At 67.2% G+C, this 18,647-nt stretch carries 21 protein-coding genes; 9 read left to right on the top strand and 12 right to left on the bottom strand.

Translation table 11 applies throughout. The features are described 5' to 3' along the window. Positions 1-186: 186 nt before the first annotated feature. Positions 187-705 (top strand): hypothetical protein, encoded by a 519-nt coding sequence (locus AC07X5_RS07115; protein WP_494769563.1) that lies wholly within the window; start codon positions 187-189, stop codon positions 703-705. A gap of 161 nt (positions 706-866) precedes the next feature. Further along, a complete protein-coding gene (locus AC07X5_RS07110) occupies positions 867-2,144 on the top strand; it encodes a TIGR02281 family clan AA aspartic protease (protein ID WP_494769562.1) in 1,278 nt (425 codons plus the stop codon). Between the two features lie 115 nt (positions 2,145-2,259). Here AC07X5_RS07110 and AC07X5_RS07105 read toward each other — a convergent pair whose 3' ends face one another. From AC07X5_RS07105 to AC07X5_RS07085, 5 genes are all read right to left on the bottom strand, one after another. Then, positions 2,260-2,574 carry a hypothetical protein gene (locus AC07X5_RS07105; RefSeq protein WP_494769561.1) on the bottom strand — a complete coding sequence of 105 codons (315 nt, stop codon included), beginning with the start codon at positions 2,572-2,574 and terminating at the stop codon, positions 2,260-2,262. 79 nt (positions 2,575-2,653) lie between these two features. Next, positions 2,654-3,274, bottom strand: coding sequence for a hypothetical protein (locus AC07X5_RS07100; protein ID WP_494769560.1), 621 nt, complete (start codon positions 3,272-3,274; stop codon positions 2,654-2,656). 136 nt (positions 3,275-3,410) lie between these two features. Further along, the gene (locus tag AC07X5_RS07095; RefSeq protein WP_494769559.1) at positions 3,411-3,605 is read right to left on the bottom strand and encodes a hypothetical protein; all 195 of its coding nucleotides are present in this window, start codon (positions 3,603-3,605) and stop codon (positions 3,411-3,413) included. After that, positions 3,589-4,467 carry an alpha/beta fold hydrolase gene (locus tag AC07X5_RS07090; RefSeq protein WP_494769558.1) on the bottom strand — a complete coding sequence of 293 codons (879 nt, stop codon included), beginning with the start codon at positions 4,465-4,467 and terminating at the stop codon, positions 3,589-3,591. The genes AC07X5_RS07095 and AC07X5_RS07090 overlap by 17 nt, the downstream gene beginning before the upstream one ends. Positions 4,468-4,586: 119 nt before the next feature. Beyond that, on the bottom strand, positions 4,587-7,256 hold the full coding sequence (locus AC07X5_RS07085; protein WP_494769557.1) for an RCC1 domain-containing protein: 2,670 nt from the start codon (positions 7,254-7,256) through the stop codon (positions 4,587-4,589). Between the two features lie 384 nt (positions 7,257-7,640). On the opposite strand from AC07X5_RS07085, the gene selD reads away from it, so the two are divergent. Together selD and mnmH are read left to right on the top strand one after the other, a co-directional pair. Continuing rightward, positions 7,641-8,735, top strand: coding sequence for a selenide, water dikinase SelD (gene selD, locus AC07X5_RS07080; protein ID WP_494769777.1), 1,095 nt, complete (start codon positions 7,641-7,643; stop codon positions 8,733-8,735). Next, positions 8,732-9,799 (top strand): tRNA 2-selenouridine(34) synthase MnmH, encoded by a 1,068-nt coding sequence (gene mnmH, locus AC07X5_RS07075; RefSeq protein WP_494769556.1) that lies wholly within the window; start codon positions 8,732-8,734, stop codon positions 9,797-9,799. The genes selD and mnmH overlap by 4 nt, the downstream gene beginning before the upstream one ends. Positions 9,800-9,837: 38 nt before the next feature. Here mnmH and AC07X5_RS07070 read toward each other — a convergent pair whose 3' ends face one another. The 4 genes from AC07X5_RS07070 to AC07X5_RS07055 are packed head-to-tail and all read right to left on the bottom strand — an operon-like array spanning position 9,838 to position 12,826. Then, a complete protein-coding gene (locus AC07X5_RS07070; RefSeq protein ID WP_184857641.1) occupies positions 9,838-11,025 on the bottom strand; it encodes a vWA domain-containing protein in 1,188 nt (395 codons plus the stop codon). Between the two features lie 31 nt (positions 11,026-11,056). Beyond that, positions 11,057-11,668 carry a GNAT family N-acetyltransferase gene (locus AC07X5_RS07065; RefSeq protein ID WP_494769555.1) on the bottom strand — a complete coding sequence of 204 codons (612 nt, stop codon included), beginning with the start codon at positions 11,666-11,668 and terminating at the stop codon, positions 11,057-11,059. A gap of 2 nt (positions 11,669-11,670) precedes the next feature. Next, positions 11,671-11,961: a hypothetical protein gene (locus AC07X5_RS07060; protein WP_494769554.1), complete on the bottom strand. Its 291-nt coding sequence runs from the start codon at positions 11,959-11,961 to the stop codon at positions 11,671-11,673. A 10-nt stretch (positions 11,962-11,971) separates the two neighbouring features. Further along, a complete protein-coding gene (locus AC07X5_RS07055) occupies positions 11,972-12,826 on the bottom strand; it encodes an AAA family ATPase (protein ID WP_409961783.1) in 855 nt (284 codons plus the stop codon). 109 nt (positions 12,827-12,935) lie between these two features. Between AC07X5_RS07055 and AC07X5_RS07050 the strand changes: the two genes are divergently transcribed. Next, positions 12,936-13,604 carry a c-type cytochrome gene (locus AC07X5_RS07050; RefSeq protein WP_409961784.1) on the top strand — a complete coding sequence of 223 codons (669 nt, stop codon included), beginning with the start codon at positions 12,936-12,938 and terminating at the stop codon, positions 13,602-13,604. 76 nt (positions 13,605-13,680) lie between these two features. Here the strand turns inward: AC07X5_RS07050 and AC07X5_RS07045 are convergent, their stop codons facing one another. Further along, positions 13,681-14,115: a DUF1841 family protein gene (locus AC07X5_RS07045; RefSeq protein WP_409961785.1), complete on the bottom strand. Its 435-nt coding sequence runs from the start codon at positions 14,113-14,115 to the stop codon at positions 13,681-13,683. 59 nt (positions 14,116-14,174) lie between these two features. After that, positions 14,175-14,471: a hypothetical protein gene (locus AC07X5_RS07040; protein ID WP_494769553.1), complete on the bottom strand. Its 297-nt coding sequence runs from the start codon at positions 14,469-14,471 to the stop codon at positions 14,175-14,177. Positions 14,472-14,717: 246 nt separating this feature from the next. Between AC07X5_RS07040 and AC07X5_RS07035 the strand changes: the two genes are divergently transcribed. Then, on the top strand, positions 14,718-14,951 hold the full coding sequence (locus tag AC07X5_RS07035; protein WP_494769552.1) for a hypothetical protein: 234 nt from the start codon (positions 14,718-14,720) through the stop codon (positions 14,949-14,951). A 110-nt stretch (positions 14,952-15,061) separates the two neighbouring features. Here the strand turns inward: AC07X5_RS07035 and AC07X5_RS07030 are convergent, their stop codons facing one another. Beyond that, positions 15,062-15,862, bottom strand: a complete 801-nt coding sequence (locus AC07X5_RS07030) for an IclR family transcriptional regulator (RefSeq protein ID WP_494769551.1) — start codon at positions 15,860-15,862, stop codon at positions 15,062-15,064. 134 nt (positions 15,863-15,996) lie between these two features. Here AC07X5_RS07030 and AC07X5_RS07025 point away from each other — a divergent pair, with 134 nt between their 5' ends. From AC07X5_RS07025 to pcaF, 3 genes are read left to right on the top strand one after another with little or no spacing between them, the layout of a single operon-like run. Continuing rightward, a complete protein-coding gene (locus AC07X5_RS07025; protein ID WP_494769550.1) occupies positions 15,997-16,698 on the top strand; it encodes a 3-oxoacid CoA-transferase subunit A in 702 nt (233 codons plus the stop codon). 26 nt (positions 16,699-16,724) lie between these two features. Next, the gene (locus AC07X5_RS07020) at positions 16,725-17,378 is read left to right on the top strand and encodes a 3-oxoacid CoA-transferase subunit B (RefSeq protein WP_494769549.1); all 654 of its coding nucleotides are present in this window, start codon (positions 16,725-16,727) and stop codon (positions 17,376-17,378) included. 46 nt (positions 17,379-17,424) lie between these two features. Next, on the top strand, positions 17,425-18,630 hold the full coding sequence (gene pcaF, locus AC07X5_RS07015) for a 3-oxoadipyl-CoA thiolase (RefSeq protein ID WP_494769548.1): 1,206 nt from the start codon (positions 17,425-17,427) through the stop codon (positions 18,628-18,630). The last annotated feature ends 17 nt before the right edge of the window (positions 18,631-18,647 follow it).

Raw genomic sequence — 18,647 nt, 5'->3', positions numbered from 1 at the left:
GCGTGCTCTCGCAAGCAGTTGCAGATCCTGTTCAGGTCACTCTGCGGATCCCCCTTGCCGCCGCGCGCGCGGCAGTGCACAGCACAAAGAAGACGTGCCGTCATCAGCTCCACACAGCGGCCGTGAATGATGTGTGCGATTGAAGAAGAAAAGAAAGACGGGAAGTAGACAGGGAGCTTCACAACCATGGCGATAGTTAGCAAAACCACCGTGGCCGCACTGGCGGTCGCGTGCATTTCCACGGGCTGTGCCATCGTGCACCGGCCCTACGTTTCTCCGGTGGCGAGCGCGGCCACTGCGCAGTTGCGCATCGTGGACGACCAGAACCGGGTGCTGATGCCGCCCAGGACCATGATCTCGACCTTCGACGATCCGCAGTCGTGCACCAACCGGTTCTGGCTGCAAAGCGGTGGACCGCAGCCGGGGATGGTGACGGCGGCATCGGCCACGATCCCTGCGGGCAAGCCGTTCTCGGTGGCCATTCACCACCTGGAGGGTGCGAAGTTCTGCGTGCCGGTGCTCCAGTTCACGCCCATTGCAACACGCCACTACGTGGCGCGGCTGCATGTCAACCCGGAGTCGTGTGTCGTCAGGCTGGCATCCACCGCCACCGACGAACGCAAGGACGAACGGCCAGAGCCCTACCAGAGCATGAAGTTCTCCAATGGCCTGTCGGAGGAAAGCAGCTTCTGCAGGCCCAAGTGATGACGGTGCTGCGTGGCGGGGCCTGGGCCGCTCAAGCACCGGCACGGACAACGCCGCGCCATCGCAAAATGCCAAGGCAAAAGAAAAAAGCAGCCTGAATGGGCAGGGGCCCGGGTGAGCCCGGCGGGACCCGACAAAAAAGAAAGAGGGAGGGATGATTGATGGAAAACAGATTCGACGTGACGGGGCGCATCGATCCATTGCTGGACGATGCCGGGCTGGGCAACATCCAGTTCCTGCAGCGCAACCGGGCCGAGCCCGCGTCGCTGCTGCTGCGTATCGCCACCTTCCTGGTGGTGGGCATCTACCTGGCCATGATGGCCTTTCTGGCCCTTGCCAAGGGCGGTGGCGCGCCGGAGATGACGGGGGCCATCATTGGCGCCCTGGTCGTCGTGATGGTGCCGATGTGGCTCACCGGGTGGTGGAGCGAAGACTTGAAGCAGCGCCGCCGCTTCCAGATCGTTGCCTGCACCGCCGTGGTCTTGATCGCGCTGCAGGTGGTGGGCTACCTGAGCGTGCGCGGCACGCTGGCGGACTGGGCGCGCGGTGGCGCCCCCGCGTCGGCACAGTCGCTGCGCGACCGCGCCCTGGCATGCCAGCAGCGGGGCGACCTCGCGTGTGCCGACGAGGTCTGGACCCGCTACCTGCAACTGCGCCCTGAGGACAGCCAGGCACGGGCCACGCTGGCCGCCGTGAAGAACCACCGCGACGACCACGCAGGCGCGGTGCGCGAGTTCGAGCGCTCCTTCAGCGAGGGCCACGGTGGCTACGACGTGTTCACCTACTACGCGCGCAGCCTGGTACGGGTGGGCCGCCAGCAAGACGCCATCACCTGGTACTACCGCGCGCTGGCCGTGGTGCCGAACCTGGTGGACGTGCGCCGCGAACTCTCCAAGCTGCTGGTTGGCCAGCAGCGGCACTACGAGGCGCTCTCGGTCCTGCAGGCACTCGATGCGCACAACGAAGCCGCGGGCCGGCCGGCCAACTTCACGGCAGAACGCATCTCCATCGAAGACGCGATCCGCACCGCGCAGGGTTCATCGCCCGCAGCAGGTCCTGCCACCGTGATGCGCATCGCCGCCATGGGCGGGCACTACTTCGCACCCGTCACCCTTGGCTCGGCCCGGCCGGTGCCCTTCATGGTGGACACCGGCGCCACCCTCGTCAGCATGAGCACCCGGATGCTGCAGGACAGCGGCGTGCAGTACCGCGTGCTGCAGGAGCAAGCGGAAGTTCGCGTGGCCGATGGCCGAAAGATCCAGGCGAAGGTCGTGCTGCTCGACGGGCTGCAGATCGGCCCCCAGGTGCTGCGCAACGTGCGTGCCGTCGCCTGCCAGGACTGCGCGTCGCTGCTGGGCATGTCGGCACTGAACCAGTTCGACCTGCAGTCCGTGAAGACGGACAACGTCGAAATGCTGTCGCTGGTGCCGCGCAGCTGATGGACCACCTCGCGGGTCCGCAGGCCTGCGGGCCCGTGCATGGCGATGTACGGCGCGGCTATGAAAGCGCAGGGGGCTCGCCTTGTGCGCAAGGATGCCCTGTTGCCTGCCTGGATCACTGAGTCCGGAAGTGGAAAAAGAGGGCTGCGCCCAGCATCGCCAAACCGGGCAGCAAATTCCCCAACCAGATGGATGCCCGCGAGGTGGAGCGGCTCATGTAGCGCGATTCAGCCAGCAGGTAGGCATGTCCCTCTGGGGTCAGCAGCCACCAGATCATCACCCCGCCGCCGGCCAGGCACCCGATGCCTACCGCTGCAAGCAGCGCAATGAAGATGCTGCCCGTGGCACTTGCCGCCGGCACGATGGCAAGCACCGCCACCAAGGCCGTAGCAGCGGCCTGCCATTTCTCTGCGCGCGCAAAAGCGTCCATCGAGCACTCCCGGAAGGTCGGAACCATAGAAGGTCACCGTATAGGGTGCAAAGGCTAAGCCAAAAATCAGAGAGATGCACTACATGGATGACCGGACACCGTCCTGCAGGCCGCCATGGGTTTTGTGCTCTCTGCGGAAGAATACCGCGCGGATAGTGATGAAAGCCCCTAGCAAGCCCAGCAGCAGCCATGCGAAGACAGGGCCCCAGCCGTTCTGGATGGCCGTGTACTTGCGGACCTTTTCTTCGTAGTGGAACCAGGTCTTCTCGGCGTTGGACAACTCGTAGCACAGGTCGCCCCCGCCCTTGGATGCGGGCGCCATCAGCAGCGTCACCTGCTGGGTGCGCAGGTGCTCGGCGTGCCGGGCGTTCGACTCCACATCGTTCTCGTCGAGGCAGTTGGACGTCGAGGACGAGCCGAACGCGCAGCTGCATTTGTGGACCACCCCGTCCGCACCGCGCACCCGGGTTGCATACTGCGACCGCTTGCTTGGCCACGTGTCGTACTGCGCCAACAGCCGCCCCTCCACGCGAGTCAACTGGTCCTTGGGGGGAATCTCTACCAGGCTCGATTGCATGCCGTAGAAAGCCACGAGCACCGCCAGCACCAACAGAACGCACTGGATGCCGCCCACCAGAGGGAACACCAGCCAGCCCAACCAGCCCAGCAGGCTGCCGATTTTTCCCATCACCTTCTGCACGCCTTGCCCCCTCTCTTCACTCTCTTCACGACATTGTTTCAGCGAGGCACTTTCCCCCTCCGGCATGCAGGGTCAGCCGGCCAGCCATGCACTCAGACCGCCGCAGGCCCCAGCAGGATCCTCGTTGATCAATCAATCAATACGATGGCGGCAGCGCCGCCAGGTCCGGCCCCAGCGCCAGCACCTCGCGATAGCGCCCCGCGCTCAGCATCTCGTCCACGTCGCTGCCATAGCCGGGGAACAAGCTCAGACCCTCCAGGCGGGTCGCATGGGTCAGGTGCGGGTCACCCGCCTTGCGCCCCGCAGGGCCGTCGTCATGCAGCGTGGACACGCAGCCAGGCAACGATGTCCGCCGTCACTTCGTCGCGGTTCGTCTCGTTCAGGATTTCGTGGCGCGCTGCCGCGTACAGCTTCACGGTCACATCGGCCATGCCGGCATCGCGATAGCGCTGGCCCAGCAGCTCGATCAGCGCACCGCCTCCGGCCAGCGGATCGGCGTCGCCCGAGGCGATCAGGAGTGGCAGGTCACGGCGGATGCCCGCCAGCAACGCGGGGTCCGCCAGCCGGGCGGCGGGGGCGAAGAGCGACGGGATCACATCGTCCGGCACCTCCCACCCGCACCAGGGGTCGGCCACATAGGCATTGACCTCCGCGTCGTCCCGCGACAGCCATTCATACCCTGTGCGGTGTTCAAAGCCGGCATTGAAAGCCGCGAGCCCCGCTGGCGCGTCTGCCGGGGCATTGGCCATGGCAGCGGCCAGCGCGTCGAGCGCGGTGGAGCCAGACAGAATGACCCCTGCCCATGTCGATGCGTGGTCCAGCAGAGCGGCCTGCGCCGCAAACGACCCCATCGAATGGGCAAACAGAAACACCGGCAGGCTGCCATGCTGCGCCCGCAGTGCCGATCCATACTGGGCCACATCGGCAATCAGCCCGCTGAAACCCGCCGCACCGAAGTCGCCCAGGCGCCCCCCGGCGGTACGCCCGTGCCCACGGTGGTCCACCGCGTGGACCACGAACCCCGCGGCATTGAGCTGCCTGGCAAAGCGGTCATAGCGTTCACCGTGCTCAGCCAGTCCGTGGGCAATCTGCACCACTCCAGCCGGCTGGCCCGCAACATGGGCCCAGGTGTAGGTCGTCACCTTGGTGCCGTCTGCGTTGGAGAGGAAGTAAGAGGTGGAAGTGCTGCTCATGCTTTTATTCTGACACGCAGGAGGTTGGGGCCCAAGGGATGATTGGCTGGTGGGCCAGGGTGGGCAGGCGCCCACTCTGGCCGTTGAAATCGCTGGCATCGCCTCCTGGCGTCCCCCCTTCAATACACCGGCCAGGGCGCCGCCAGGTCCGGCCCCAGCTCCAGCACCTCGCGAAAGCGCCCTGCGCGCAGCATCTCGTCCACGTCGCTGCCGTAGCCGATGAACAGGCGCAGCCCCTCCAGGCCCGGGCCGTCCAGGCGCGGCAGCAGGGTCAGCGGTTGGGACTGCGCCTCGCCAGTGAGCTGCACGTTGCTGGCCAGCGCCGGCACGGGCCAGCGCAGCGGGCCCCAGTGGCCCTGCGCGTCCATCTGCACCCAGGTGCTGCCCGGGCCCGGCACGCCCAGGGTGGCCAGGGCGTACAGGTTGGCGCTGGCGGGAGTGCCCGCGCTGCCAAACACCTCGCCCTTGAAGGCCAGGCTGCGCGGGCTGCCCGCCAGCTCCATGTTCACGCGAAACGGCGGTTGCCGCGCATCGGTGGTGCCCACCGTGGTGGGCACGTTGGGCGTGGCCGGGTCCAGGTCCAGATCGCCCCGGCCGGCCTGGCCCGCCACGGGGATCGGCTCGGCCGCGCTGGCATAAGCGCCCGTGCCCAGCTGCCCGTAGCGGCCCTGGCCCAGGGCCCACACCGTGCCATCGGCCAGGCGCAGGTGCACCGAGCCGCCGCGCTGGGCGAAGATGCTGGTGAGCTGCTTGTCCTCGTCCATGCCCATGGCCACCTCCACGATGGGCGCATGCATGCGCAGGCGCCGGCCCAGGTGGTTGTTGAACAGCTTGCCATAGCACTGGGCCGTGCCGTCCTGCAGCACCGCGCAGGCATTGAACTCGCCGCCGTAGATGGAGACTGCCTTGCCCGGCAGGGGCAGCACCCTGGGCTCCATCACCAGCCAGTCGGCCACGGGCAGCGCGCCGCCATCTACCCCACCGATGCCGTTGTTGCGGCGCTGGCCCCAGAACCACACCTGGCCCGCTGCGTCCAGCGCGTACGAGGCGCCGTAGCCATCGTCCACCGTGGCCACCTGCACGATGGTGGCGGGCAGGCCCAGCACCTTGCGCGGCGTGCGCAGCCATGCGCCGACCGTGTACAGGTCGGTGCCCGCCGGCAGGTAGCCCGCGCCGCCGCTGCTGCCAATGCGCCACACCGACCCATCCACCCCCAGAATGAGCCCGTGCCCATTGCCGCCCACCGCCACATCGCGCGCCAGCGGCATCCCCGACGATTCGCCCACGATCACCGGGCGCATGTGCGTCGCGATGGCCACGCCCCAGCCGCCCGAGCTCCACACCTTGCCATCGGCATCCACCGCCAGCCACTGGCCCAGCGCCGCGGCCAACTTTTTGACCTGCACCGGCAGCGCCACAGGCGTAGGCACTTGCAGGGGCTGGCTGGCAACAAAGCCTGCGCTCGGGTCGTACCGCGTGGCCCCATTGCCCCAGGCAAAAATGCGTCCGTCCTGCAACAGCGCATGGCTGCCCGTGCCGCTGGCGTGCACGCTGGCCGCGGGCCCTGGCAGGCCCACCCGGCGCGGGCTGGCCGACGACTCCAGCCCGCCCCCCGCCGGCACGGCCAGGTGCCCGCCCGTGTTGGAGCCCTGGGCATACAGCTTGCCGTCGCGCGTGATGTACACGACCACCGAGGCCAGGCCCAGCGACTCCGTGCCGGAGCCGCTGGCATCCACCACGTTGGTGGCCAGCTTCTCCAGCGACACCTGCCAGCCCGGTGTTTCGTTCGGGTTCACATAGCGCCAGCGCCACAGGTCGCCCTCGGCCGTCCAGCCCAGGTAGCCATCGCCGCCACTCACAGTCGTCTTGATCTGCACGCCGTTGCGCACCAGCTCCGGGTGCATCGAATAGCGGTAGGGGTCGAAGGGGTCGTACGCAGGGGTGGTACTGGCCGCCAGCCGCACGGGTGGGCAATCGGTCGTTTGCGGTGGCGGCAGCGCACCCTGGCTGCGGTACACCGGGTCGGTGCCCCAGGTCCAGCGCGTGCCATCGGCCGCTTTGCCCGTAATGCGCGAGGCCGGCACCTCCCGCGGCACATAGCCCCACCGGTCCGCCACCGGTGCCGACGCAGCCACCGTGAAATCCACCAGCGGCGGCACATCGCGCATCGCCACCGGCTGCGCCGTATACGCGGCCGATGCGCCGCACGCCACCCCCGCGCCCCAGGACCAGACCACGCCCTGCTCGTCCAGCGCCACCGTGGTGCGCGCACTGTGAATGATGCGCGCCAGCCGCGCCGGCACCTGCGCAGAAGCACGCTGCGGCGCGGGCGCATCCACCCCTGTGGGCAACGGCCCCCACCACCAGGGCTGGCCGTCCTTGTCGATCAGGAACGAAGGCGCTCCCTCCCCGCCGTTGGCAACAAAGCTCGCCCCGCGAAAAATGATTTGCGGCGTGGGCCGGTCCGCCCGCGTGCCATCGCCCAGCTCGCCCCGCAGGTTGGTGCCCCAGCTCCACACATTGCCGTCGGCATCCAGCACCAAGGCGGTCGTGCGGCTGGTGCGCACCATGGCCGCCTTGGCCGGCAGCGCAATCTCGCGCGCCGTGGTCGCATAAATCGTGCGCCCCTGGCCCAGCTGCGCCTGCCGGTTGTCGCCCCAGGCGAGCACGCTGCCATCGGCCTGCAGGGCCAGGCCGTGGCGGGCGCCGGTGGCGATGGTTTGGGCTTGGGTGGGTGAAGGGAGAAGGGGAAGGGTGGCTGCGCAGAGCAGGAACGCGAGTGCGAGCAAGTGCTGCCGCCACCAATGTCCTCCGGCCTTCTGGTGACTGCCTTGCATTGCGCGGGTGGTGCTTGTCGTCATGGCCTCGCCTCTCAATCTATCTTGTGGGGCCATTGTGACGGGACGGGCCAATCGGGGCGGGTGATAGCCGTCACATGCGAATGCCCATTGCTTGCTGGCGCGCAAATGTGGTTTTTGCCAGAGCGTGCCAGGCGGACGCGGCGGGGGCTGCGGGCAGCTTTTGGAGCGCCTTGGGGCATATCCGGGTGCAGCTTCACCGCCAGGGGGCTATGACAGCCGGGGCTGCTGGGGGCGGGCCAATGTGTGACACGGCGCATGGCAACAATGGCAGGCGCCACAATAGTGGCCGAACGCACCCCCTTCTCCATGACGATGCCAACCACCACCCCAACCACCCCCATCCGCCTCACCCAATACTCCCACGGCGGCGGCTGCGGCTGCAAGATCGCGCCGGGCGTGCTGTCCGAGATCCTGCGCGGCAGTGGGGCGGGGGGCATGGTGTTGCCCCCGGAGCTGCTGGTGGGCATCGAGACGGCCGACGATGCCGCCGTGTACCAGCTCAACGGCGAACAGGCGCTCATTGCCACCACCGATTTCTTCATGCCCATCGTGGACGATCCGTTCGACTTCGGGCGCATTGCGGCGACCAATGCCATCAGCGATGTGTATGCCATGGGTGGGCGCCCCATCATGGCGTTGGCCATTGTGGCCATGCCGGTCAACCAGTTGCCGGTGGAGGTGATCGGGCGCGTGCTCGAAGGCGGGCAGGCGGTGTGCCGCGCGGCCGGCATCCCGATTGCCGGGGGCCACACCATCGACTCGGTGGAGCCCATCTACGGTCTGGTGGTGCTGGGCCTGGTGCACCCCGCGCGCGTGCGCCGCAACCGCGATGCGCACGCCGGCGATGTGCTGGTGCTGGGCAAGCCGCTGGGGGTGGGCGTGCTGTCCGCCGCGCTCAAGAAGGGTTTGCTCGACGCTGCCGGCTACGCCTGCCTGGTGGACACCACCACGCGCCTGAACACGCCCGGCATCGCGCTGGCCGAGCTGGACGGCGTGCATGCGCTGACCGATGTGACCGGCTTCGGCATGGCCGGCCACACGCTGGAGATGGCGCGCGGCGCCGGGAACCTGCAGGCGGTGCTGGAGTGGCAGCGCCTGCCGCTGCTGCCGGGCGTGCAGGACTGGGCCGCGCAGGGCACAGTCACCGGCGCATCGCGCCGCAACTGGGAAGGCTATGGCGCCGAGGTGGCCCTGGCCCCCGGCCTGCCCGCGCACGCCCAGGCATTGCTCACCGACCCGCAGACCAGCGGCGGCCTGCTGGTGAGCTGCGCGCCGCAGGCGGTCGATGCGGTGCTGCGCACCTTTCGCGAGCAGGGCTTTGCCGATGCCGCCGTGGTGGGGCGCATGGAAGCACTGGCCACCGGTGACTCCTCCACCACCGCCACCCGCCTCACGGTGGTGCCATGAAGGAGCCCACGCGCGTGCACGACCGGCACGCCTTCGACACGCTGATCGACGGGCGCAGCCCGGCCGAGTTCGCCATCGACCACATTCCCGGCGCCATCAACCTGCCGGTGCTGGACAACGAGGAGCGCCGCATCGTGGGCACGCTGTACAAGCAGCTGGGCGCCTTCGAGGCGCGGCGCGTGGGCGGGGCCATGGTGGCCGCCAACCTGGCGCGCCACCTGCAGGGCCCTCTGGCCGACAAGCCGCCCGGCTGGAAGCCGCTGGTCTACTGCTGGCGCGGCGGCCTGCGCAGCGGCTCCATGACCACCTGGCTGCGCCTGGTGGGGTGGGATGCGCAGCAACTGGCGGGCGGCTATAAGGCCTGGCGGCGCCATGTCATCGACACCATCGCGCAGCGCGCGCCCGGCCTGCCCCTGGTGGTGCTGTGCGGCGCCACCGGCAGCGCCAAGACGCGGCTGCTGCACACCCTGGCGGCCCAGGGCCAGCAGGTGCTGGACCTGGAGGCCCTGGCCCGGCACAAGGGCTCGCTGCTGGGTGCGCTGCCGGGGGTGGAGCAGCCCTCGCAGACCGCGTTCGAGACGGCCATTGCTACGGTGCTGGAGACACTGGACCCTGCACGCCCTGCGTATATCGAAGGTGAAGGCAAACGCATTGGGCGGCTGACCGTGCCGCTGATGCTGGTAGAGCGCATGCGCAATAGCCCCTGCGTCGAGGTGCAGGCGTCTGTCGCCGCGCGCGTGGAGTACCTGCTGCGCGACTACGCCTACCTGGGCGATCGCCCGCAGTGGCTGGCGGACCAGCTCGACCCCCTCAAGCCCCTGCACGGCAACGCCACCATCGCCGCCTGGCAGGCCATGGCCCACGCGCGCCAGCTGCCCCAGCTGTTCGAGGCGCTGGCCACGCTGCACTACGACCCTTCGTATGCGCGGTCGCAACGGGCGTACTTCAAGGCCTGGGCAGGCCGGCAGGTGGTGGTGGCCGACGACCTGAGCGCACAGGGCATCGAGGTGCTGGCGCAGCGGGTGGCGGCACTGCCCGTTGGGACGGCCGCGGCTACCGCCTGAGCGCAAGGCGGGTAGGGCAGGGCCGGCGCCCCCGCCCCTCACTTCGATAGCAGGCGCATCGTCTCTTCCAGGCCCTTGAGCGACAGCGGGTACATCCGGTTCCCAACCAACTGCTGGATGATGCTGATGCTCTGGCGGTACTGCCACACGCCCTGGGGCTCGGGGTTGATCCACGCGAACTTGGGGAAGGCGTGGGTCAGGCGCTGGATCCATTCGGCGCCAGGTTCTTCGTTGTTGTATTCCACGCTGCCGCCGGGCTGCAAGATCTCGTACGGGCTCATGGTGGCGTCGCCCACAAAGATCAACTTGTAGTCCTTGTTGTACTTGCGGATGATGTCCCAGGTGGGGAATTTCTCGGCAAAGCGGCGGCGGTTGTTCTTCCACATGTAGTCGTACACGCAGTTGTGGAAGTAATAAAACTCCAGGTGCTTGAACTCGCCCTTCACGGCGGAAAAGAGTTCTTCCACGCGCTGCACGTGTTCGTCCATGGTGCCGCCCACGTCCATGAGCAGCAGCACCTTCACGTTGTTGTGGCGCTCGGGCACCATCTTGATGTCCAGGTAGCCGGCGTTGGCCGCGGTGCTGCGGATGGTGTCGGGCAGGTCCAGTTCCAGGTCGTTGCCCTCGCGCGCAAACTTGCGCAGGCGGCGCAGCGCCACCTTGATGTTGCGCGTGCCCAGCTCCTGCTGGTCGTCGTAGTCCTTGTAGGCGCGCTGCTCCCACACCTTCACGGCGCTCTTGTTCTTGCCGGCGCCGCCAATGCGCACGCCCTGGGGGTTGTAGCCGCCATGGCCAAAGGGGCTGGTGCCGCCGGTGCCTATCCACTTGTTGCCGCCTTCGTGGCGTTCTTTCTGTTCTTCTAGGCGCTTCTTGAGCGTCTCCATCAGCTCGTCCCAGCCCATCTTTTCGATGGCGGCTTTTTGCTCGGGGGTCAGCTCGTTTTCCAGGATCTTGCGCAGCCAGTCGGCGGGCACTTCCTTGGTGAAGTCGGCCAGCATCTCCACGCCCTTGAAGTAGGCGCCAAAGGCCCGGTCGAACTTGTCGTAGTGCTTCTCGTCCTTCACCAGGGTCAGGCGCGAGAGGTTGTAGAAGTCGTCCAGGCTCCAGGCGTCGTCGGACCGGGGGCCCACCACGCCGGCGTCGAGCGCTTCGAGCAGGGTCAGGTATTCCTTGACCGACACGGGCAGCTTGGCTGCGCGCAGGGTGTAGAAGAAGTCGATGAGCATGGGGGAGCCTCCTCGGGCTTGGCTTGTTTCTTCAGGCCGTCTCGCGGCGTGCGCGCAGGTACAACAGCTGGGCGCGGGCCTCGGCCCATTCGCCGGCGCGCATGCTGTACATCACGGTGTCGCGGATGGTGCCGTCGCGGCGCAGGGCGTGCCCGCGCAGCACGCCGTCCTTGTGCGCGCCCAGGCGCTCGATGGCGCGCTGCGATGCGAAGTTGTAGTTGTCGGTGCGCCAGCCCACCACGTTGCAGCCCAGGGTGTCGAAGGCGTGGCCCAGCAGCAGCAGCTTGCAGGTGGTGTTGACGTGGCTGCGCTGCACGCTCTGGCGGTACCAGGTGTAGCCAATCTCCACGCGTTTCACGGCCGGCAGGATGTCGTGGTAGCTGCTGGTGCCCAGCACGGTGCCCGTGGCCTCGTCGATCACGGCAAAGGCAAAGCGGTCGCGCGTGTTAAGGGCTGTCTCGATGTAGGCGCGCGTGTCCTGCGGCTCGGGTACGGAGGTCACGCGCAGCGTCCACAACTGGCCGTCGGCCGCGGCGGCTTTCAGGCCGGCCTCGTGCTCCAGGGCCAGGGGCTCCAGGCGCACGCCATGGTCGCGCAGGGTGACGGGTTGCACGAAGGAGGAGGGCTGCTGCGGGGCGCTCATAGCTACTTTTTCTTCTGCTTGGCGGGCGGTTGTTGTGATGGCTGTTGCTGCTGTTCGGCCTGCAGCTTCTGGCGGCGCTGCTGCTGCCAGCGCCGCGCGGCGTGCAGGCCCAGGCCACCGCCCAGGCCCACCAACGCAATGCCGAGCAGGGCCTTGGTGCCGTAGCCCGGCGCAAAGATGTCGAAGCCCGCCAACTGGCCCAGCCAGAAGCCGGCCAGCGCACCGCCCACGAAGCCGATGGCGTCGGCAACGCCGTCGATGAGGGAGGGGGTGGGTGGGGTCGGCTGGGTCATGGCGGCCCGATCAACGGTTCCTCTGGTTCATGAAGACCAGCTTCTCGAACAGGCTCACGTCCTGTTCGTTCTTGAGCAGCGCGCCCACCAGCGGGGGCACGGCCACCTTGTTGTCGGCGCTTTGCAGGGCGCTGAGCGGAATGTCTTCGGCCACCAGCAGCTTGAGCCAATCGAGCAGTTCGCTGGTGGAGGGCTTTTTCTTGAGGCCCGGCAGGTTGCGCACGTCGTAGAACGTCTTCATCGCCACGCTGAGCAGGTCGCCCTTGAGCGTGGGGAAGTGCACGCCCACGATCTGGCGCATGGTCTCGGCCTCGGGGAACTTGATGAAGTGGAAGAAGCAGCGGCGCAGAAAGGCGTCTGGCAGCTCCTTCTCGTTGTTGGAGGTGATGAACACCAGCGGGCGGTGCTTGGCGCGGATCAGCTCGCGCGTTTCGTAGCAGTAGAACTCCATGCGGTCGATTTCGCGCAGCAGGTCGTTCGGGAACTCGATGTCGGCCTTGTCGATCTCGTCGATGAGCAGGGCCACGGGGCGGTCGGCCGTGAAGGCCTGCCACAGCACGCCCTGCACGATGTAGTTGCGGATGTCCTTCACGCGCTCGCTGCTGTCGCCGTCGTTCAACTGGCTGTCGCGCAGGCGGCTCACGGCGTCGTACTCGTACAGGCCTTGTTGCGCCTTGGTGGTGGACTTGATGTGCCACTGCAGCAGCGGCATGTCCAGCGCCTTGGCCACTTCCTCGGCCAGCATGGTCTTGCCGGTGCCCGGCTCGCCCTTGATGAGCAGCGGCCGCTGCAGGGTGATGGCGGCATTCACGGCCAGCATCAGGTCTTGGGTGGCAACGTAATTCTGGGAACCTTGGAATTTCATGGCAGGGAAAACACCGGATCGTTGATGAATGGGCTTGACAGGCGCTGGCTATAATCCGCGGGTTAAGCAGAGCCGTTGAGTTGAACTTCCACGAGATTGTGCGCGCAAAATGAACAAGACGTTGACCACGATATTTGCCCTGGCTGTCGCTTCCGTGACGGCTTTCTCTCACGCTCAGGAGACCAAGGGCGATGTGAAGGCAGGTGAAAAGAAGATTGCCATGTGCATCGGCTGCCATGGCATCCCCGGCTACCAGGCCAGCTTTCCTGAAATCCACAAGGTGCCCATGATCTCGGGCCAGAGCGGTGCCTATATCGCCGCCGCACTCGACGCTTACCGCAAGGGCGACCGCAAGCACCCCACCATGCGCGGCATTGCCGACTCGCTGACCGACCAGGACATCGCCGACGTCTCTGCCTATTACGCACAGCACGGCAAGACTGCCGGCGCCGCAGAGCTGCCCGCCAAGCCCAAGCGCGAACCCAGCGTGCAGGTGGCCGAGCTGCTCAAGAAGGGCGCCTGCGTCTCCTGCCACGGCGACAACTTCGCCAAGCCCATCGACCCCTCGTACCCCCATATCGCGGGCCAGCACGCGGACTACCTGTTCGTGGCGCTCAAGTCGTACAAGGCCGAGAAGAACCCCAACCTGGGCCGCAGCAACGCCATCATGGCCGGCGTGGCCAAGCAGTTCACCAACGCCGAGCTGAAGGCACTGGCCAACTACCTGGGCAGCCTGGAAGGTGACATGCAGACGGTGCGCCAGTCGCCCTTCCGTTGAGCCCTCCGCTCCCTAATTGAAAAAGCCCGCAATCGCGGGCTTTTTCTTTGGGCGGGTGCGAAAGAGCGAAAGGGGCTCAGTCCCTTGTTGCGCGGCGTTGTACCGCCGCGATATAGGCATTGCCATCGGGCGGGCGGCCCGAGCGCTGGCTTTCCCACAGCATCTGGCCCAGGCACTCCATCGTGGCGTGGTGTGCGTCGTGCAGTGAATCGAGGCGCTTGGCCAGCAGCTCCACCGCCTGGCGGATGCCGCGCGGTTGGTCGATGCTGCACTGCTCACTGATCGACAGATGCATGGACAGGTGCAGAAACGGATTGGTGCGGTCGGGCGTTTCGTCGTAGTTGCGGGCCACGGCGGCCTCGGCATCGGACAGGTCGGCGTGGTACTCGGGGTGCTCGGCGATCCACAGGCTGGCCAGCGTCTCGATGGCCTCCATGGGTGCGCCACTTTGCGACTTGGCGTGCACCCCGCAGAGAAAGCGGCGCACGTCGGCTTGGGACGGGTTGAACATGATGGCCCGCAGGGTAGCACGCAGCACGTGCCGGGGTGGGGCGCGGGGGTATGCGCAGGCTACCGTTGCCTGTAACGGCCGGGCTCGCACCAGAAGCGGGTCTTCACGCCCGGCTGGGCTTCGAACAGCTCGGCGGCATGGCTGCAGTTGGCCATGTTGTAGGCCTTGCCATCGGCCGCGTCGAAGGTTGCGACATGCATCCGCAGGGTGCCGTTGACGGCGCTGTTGCGGTACAGGGTGAACACCACGGAACTGTCATCCGTGGCGGCAGTGGTGGTGGTCGCCAGAAGGGCCGCGCAGCACGCGAAAAAGAGCACCGCGAGGCCCGGCGAGCGGGAGCCTGTCGGGAACGTCATCCCAACAATCTAGCAGCCTGCCGCGACAAGTGGTAGCGTCAAATTACCAACGCCCTTCGCACAGTTTTGGAGGGGCGGGGCGCCGCGCCGGCGGTGGCAGGCTGGCGAACTTGCTGCACAGGGCGGGGCGAATCTGTCCTACGGGCCCGTCCCGGGCCCGACCCTACATTGGAGCCGCGGGGGATGCACACAGTTGGTCACCGCGCGATACATCGCAAGACAAACAACACCATCCAAGGAACTGCCATGAACAACAACGCAACGCGCATCATCGGGGCCCTGCTGCTCATCGTCGGCCTGGCCGGCTTCTTCACCGGCGGATTCAGCTTCACCAAGGAAACCACCCAGGCCAAGCTCGGCCCGCTGGAGCTCAAGGTGCAGGAGAAAGAGTCCGTCAACGTGCCCCAGTGGCTGAGCGTGGGCGCCATGGCGCTGGGCGCGGTGGTGCTGGTGCTGGGGTTTCGACGCGGCAGCCGCTGAACGCGATAACTCCCCAGGCTAAGGGCGAGCCAGCAGCATTGCTGCTCACGGCTTGCCCTTTTGCCATTTACTTCTCCGGTGGGGCCGCGTTTCTGTCAGCCCCTTGAGTATCAGGTCCGCGGCGCACCCATCATGCGCGAGATGGTGCGCGCCGCCTTCAGCAGCGCTGGCAGCATCGCCTCCTGCATCACCTGCGCACTGGTGCGGTTGGCCTGGCCGCTGATGTTGAGTGCGGCCACGGTCTGGCCGGTGCGGTTGGTGAGCGGCGCGGCAATCGAGATCAGGCCCTCCTCCAGCTCCTGGTTCACCAGGCACCAGCCCTGCTGGCGCGCCTGGCGGATGCGGGTGAGCAGGGTGGGCACGTCGGTGGCGGTGTGCTCCGTCCAGCGCTGCAAGGGGTGGACTGCAAGGCGCTGCTGCAGTTCCTCGTCGGGCAGGGCGGCCAGCAGCATGCGGCCCATCGACGTCCAGCACGCGGGCAGGCGCGAGCCCACGCCCAGGTTGGTGCGCATGATCTTGTGCGTGGGCACGCGCAGCACGTAGACGATGTCCAGGCCGTCGAGCACGGCGGCCGAGGACGACTCGCGCACCTCCTCCACCAGGTCTTCCATCACCGGCTCGGCCAGGTTCCAGATGGGCAGGGACGACAGGTAGGCAAACCCGAGGTCCAGGATGCGCGGTGTGAGTCGGAACTGCCGGCCATCGGTCTCCACATAACCCAAGGTCTGCAGCGTGAGCAGGATGCGACGCGCCCCGGCACGCGTGAGGCCGGTCTGCGCGGCCACCTCGCTCAGCGTCTGCTGCGGCGCGCTGGCGCTGAACGAGCGGATCACCTCCAGCCCGCGCGCAAAGGATTGCACGTAGCTGTCGCTGGGTTTGGGGTCTTTGGCGGGCGCGATTTGGGTGTTCATGGGCAGGATGACTATAATTCTTTCAGCGAACATTTGTTCTATATGCGAACAAATAGAGGCACATTTCCAAGGCGAAGTTGCGGGCGCGAGACAACGAACGCGCAGCTTGCCTCCATTCTCAGGAAAGCAGATCGATGATCAACAAGATTGCAGAGTCGGTGGCCCAGGCGCTGGCCGGCGTGAAGGACGGCGCCACGGTGCTCATCGGCGGCTTCGGCACGGCCGGCATCCCTGGCGAGCTGATCGACGGACTCATCGCCCAGGGCGCGCGCGACCTCACGGTGGTCAACAACAACGCCGGCAATGCCGACCACGGCCTGGCGGCGCTGCTCAAGGCCGGCCAGGTGCGCAAGATCATCTGCAGCTTTCCGCGCCAGGTGGACAGCTACGTTTTTGACGAGCTGTACCGCAGCGGCAAGCTGGAGCTGGAGCTGGTGCCCCAGGGCAACCTGGCCGAGCGCCTGCGCGCTGCGGGGGCCGGCATCGGTGCCTTCTTCTGCCCTACGGCCTACGGCACCGAGCTGGCAGCGGGCAAGGAGACGCGCGAGATCAATGGCAAGCACTACGTGCTCGAATACCCCATCCACGGCGACGTGGCCCTCATCAAGGCCGAAAAGGGCGACCGCTGGGGCAACCTGACCTACCGCATGTCGGCACGCAACTTCGGCCCCGTGATGGCCACGGCCGCCAAGACCACCATCGCCACGGTGCATGAGGTGGTGGAGCTGGGCGCGCTGGACCCCGAGGCCATCGTCACGCCCGGCATCCATGTGACGCACGTGGTGCGTATCGACCGCGTGGCGACGCAAGCCGGCGGTATCAAGAAGACAGCCTGAACCCAGCGGACCGAGTGCACACCACCATGACCCCCACCAGCTACCAAAAACGAAGCAAGGACGACCTGGCCCGCCGCGTGGCGCAGGACATCCACGACGGCGCCTACGTGAACCTGGGCATCGGCCAGCCGACCCTGGTCGCCAACCACATCCCCGCGGGGCGCGAGGTCATCCTGCAAAGCGAGAACGGCATCCTGGGCATGGGCGCGGCGCCCGCTGCAGGCCATGAGGACTATGACCTCATCAACGCCGGCAAGCAGCCCGTGACGCTGCTGCCCGGTGGCGCCTACTTCCACCATGCCGACAGCTTTGCCATGATGCGCGGCGGCCACCTGGACATCTGCGTGCTGGGGGCCTTCCAGGTGTCGGCCACGGGCGACCTGGCCAACTGGAGCACGGGTGAGCCCGGCGCCATCCCCGCCGTGGGCGGTGCCATGGACCTGGCCATCGGCGCCAAACAGACCTGGGTGATGATGGACCTCTTGACCAAGCAGGGCGCCAGCAAGGTGGTGGCCGCATGCACCTACCCGCTCACTGGTGTCGCCTGCGTGAAGCGCATCTACACCGACCTGTGCACACTGGCATGCACGCCAGCGGGCGTGCAGGTCATCGACATGGTGGACGGGCTCACGCACGCAGAACTCGAACGCCTGATCGGACTGCCGCTGCTTGCAGCCTGACCGCTTTTTCATACCGCTTTACAACCACCCTCAGGAGACAAGAACCATGAGCCAGCAAGCCTTCATCTGCGACGCCATCCGCACCCCCTTCGGGCGCTACGGCGGCGCGCTGTCCAGCGTGCGCACCGATGACCTGGGCGCGATCCCGATCAAGGCGCTGATGGACCGCAACCCCGGCGTGGACTGGGCCGCGGTGACCGACGTGCTCTACGGCTGCGCCAACCAGGCCGGCGAAGACAACCGCAACGTGGCGCACATGTCCAGCCTGCTGGCCGGCCTGCCCATCGAGGTGCCCGGCGCCACCATCAACCGCCTGTGCGGTTCGGGGCTGGACGCCGTGGGCTCGGCCGCACGCGCCATCAAGGCCGGCGAGGCGGGCCTGATGATTGCCGGCGGCGTGGAGAGCATGAGCCGCGCCCCCTTCGTCATGCCCAAGGCCGAGTCGGCCTTCAGCCGCAACAACGCGGTGTACGACACCACCATCGGCTGGCGCTTCATCAACAAGCTGATGAAGGAAAAGTACGGCGTGGATTCCATGCCCGAGACAGCCGAGAACGTGGCCGTGCAGTTCGGCATCGAGCGCGAGGCGCAGGACCGCATGGCCCTGGCCAGCCAGCTCAACGCCGTGGCCGCGCAAAAGGCCGGCCACCTGGCGCGCGAGATCGTGCCCGTGACCATCCCCCAGAAAAAGGGCGATGCCATCGTGGTCGACAAGGACGAACACCCGCGCGAAACCAGCCTGGAAGCGCTGGCCAAGCTCAAGGGCGTGGTGCGGCCTGACGGCAGCGTGACCGCCGGCAACGCCAGCGGCGTGAACGACGGCGCCTGCGCCCTGCTGCTGGCCGACGAAGCCAGCGCCGGCAAGTACGGCCTCAAGCCCCGCGCCCGCGTGGTCGGCATGGCCACGGCCGGCGTGGCCCCGCGCATCATGGGCTTTGGCCCCACGCCCGCCACCCTGAAGGTGCTGGCGCAGACCGGCCTGACCATCGACCACATGGACGTGATCGAACTGAACGAAGCCTTTGCCGCACAGGGCCTGGCCGTGCTGCGCGCCCTGGGTTTGAAGGACGACGACGCGCGTGTGAACGCCTGGGGCGGCGCCATTGCCCTGGGCCACCCGTTGGGTGCCAGCGGTGCGCGCCTGGTGACCACTGCGGTCAACCGCCTGCACGAAAACGCCGGCCAGTACGCGCTGTGCACCATGTGCATCGGCGTGGGCCAGGGCATCGCCCTCATCCTCGAACGCGTCTGACGCGCAGCTTGCCCACA

The organism is Acidovorax sp. GW458-11-26-14-TSB4 (genome assembly GCF_059423865.1).
Note: the sequence above shows the minus strand (reverse complement) of the source record. Positions and strands in the feature narration are given on the sequence as shown.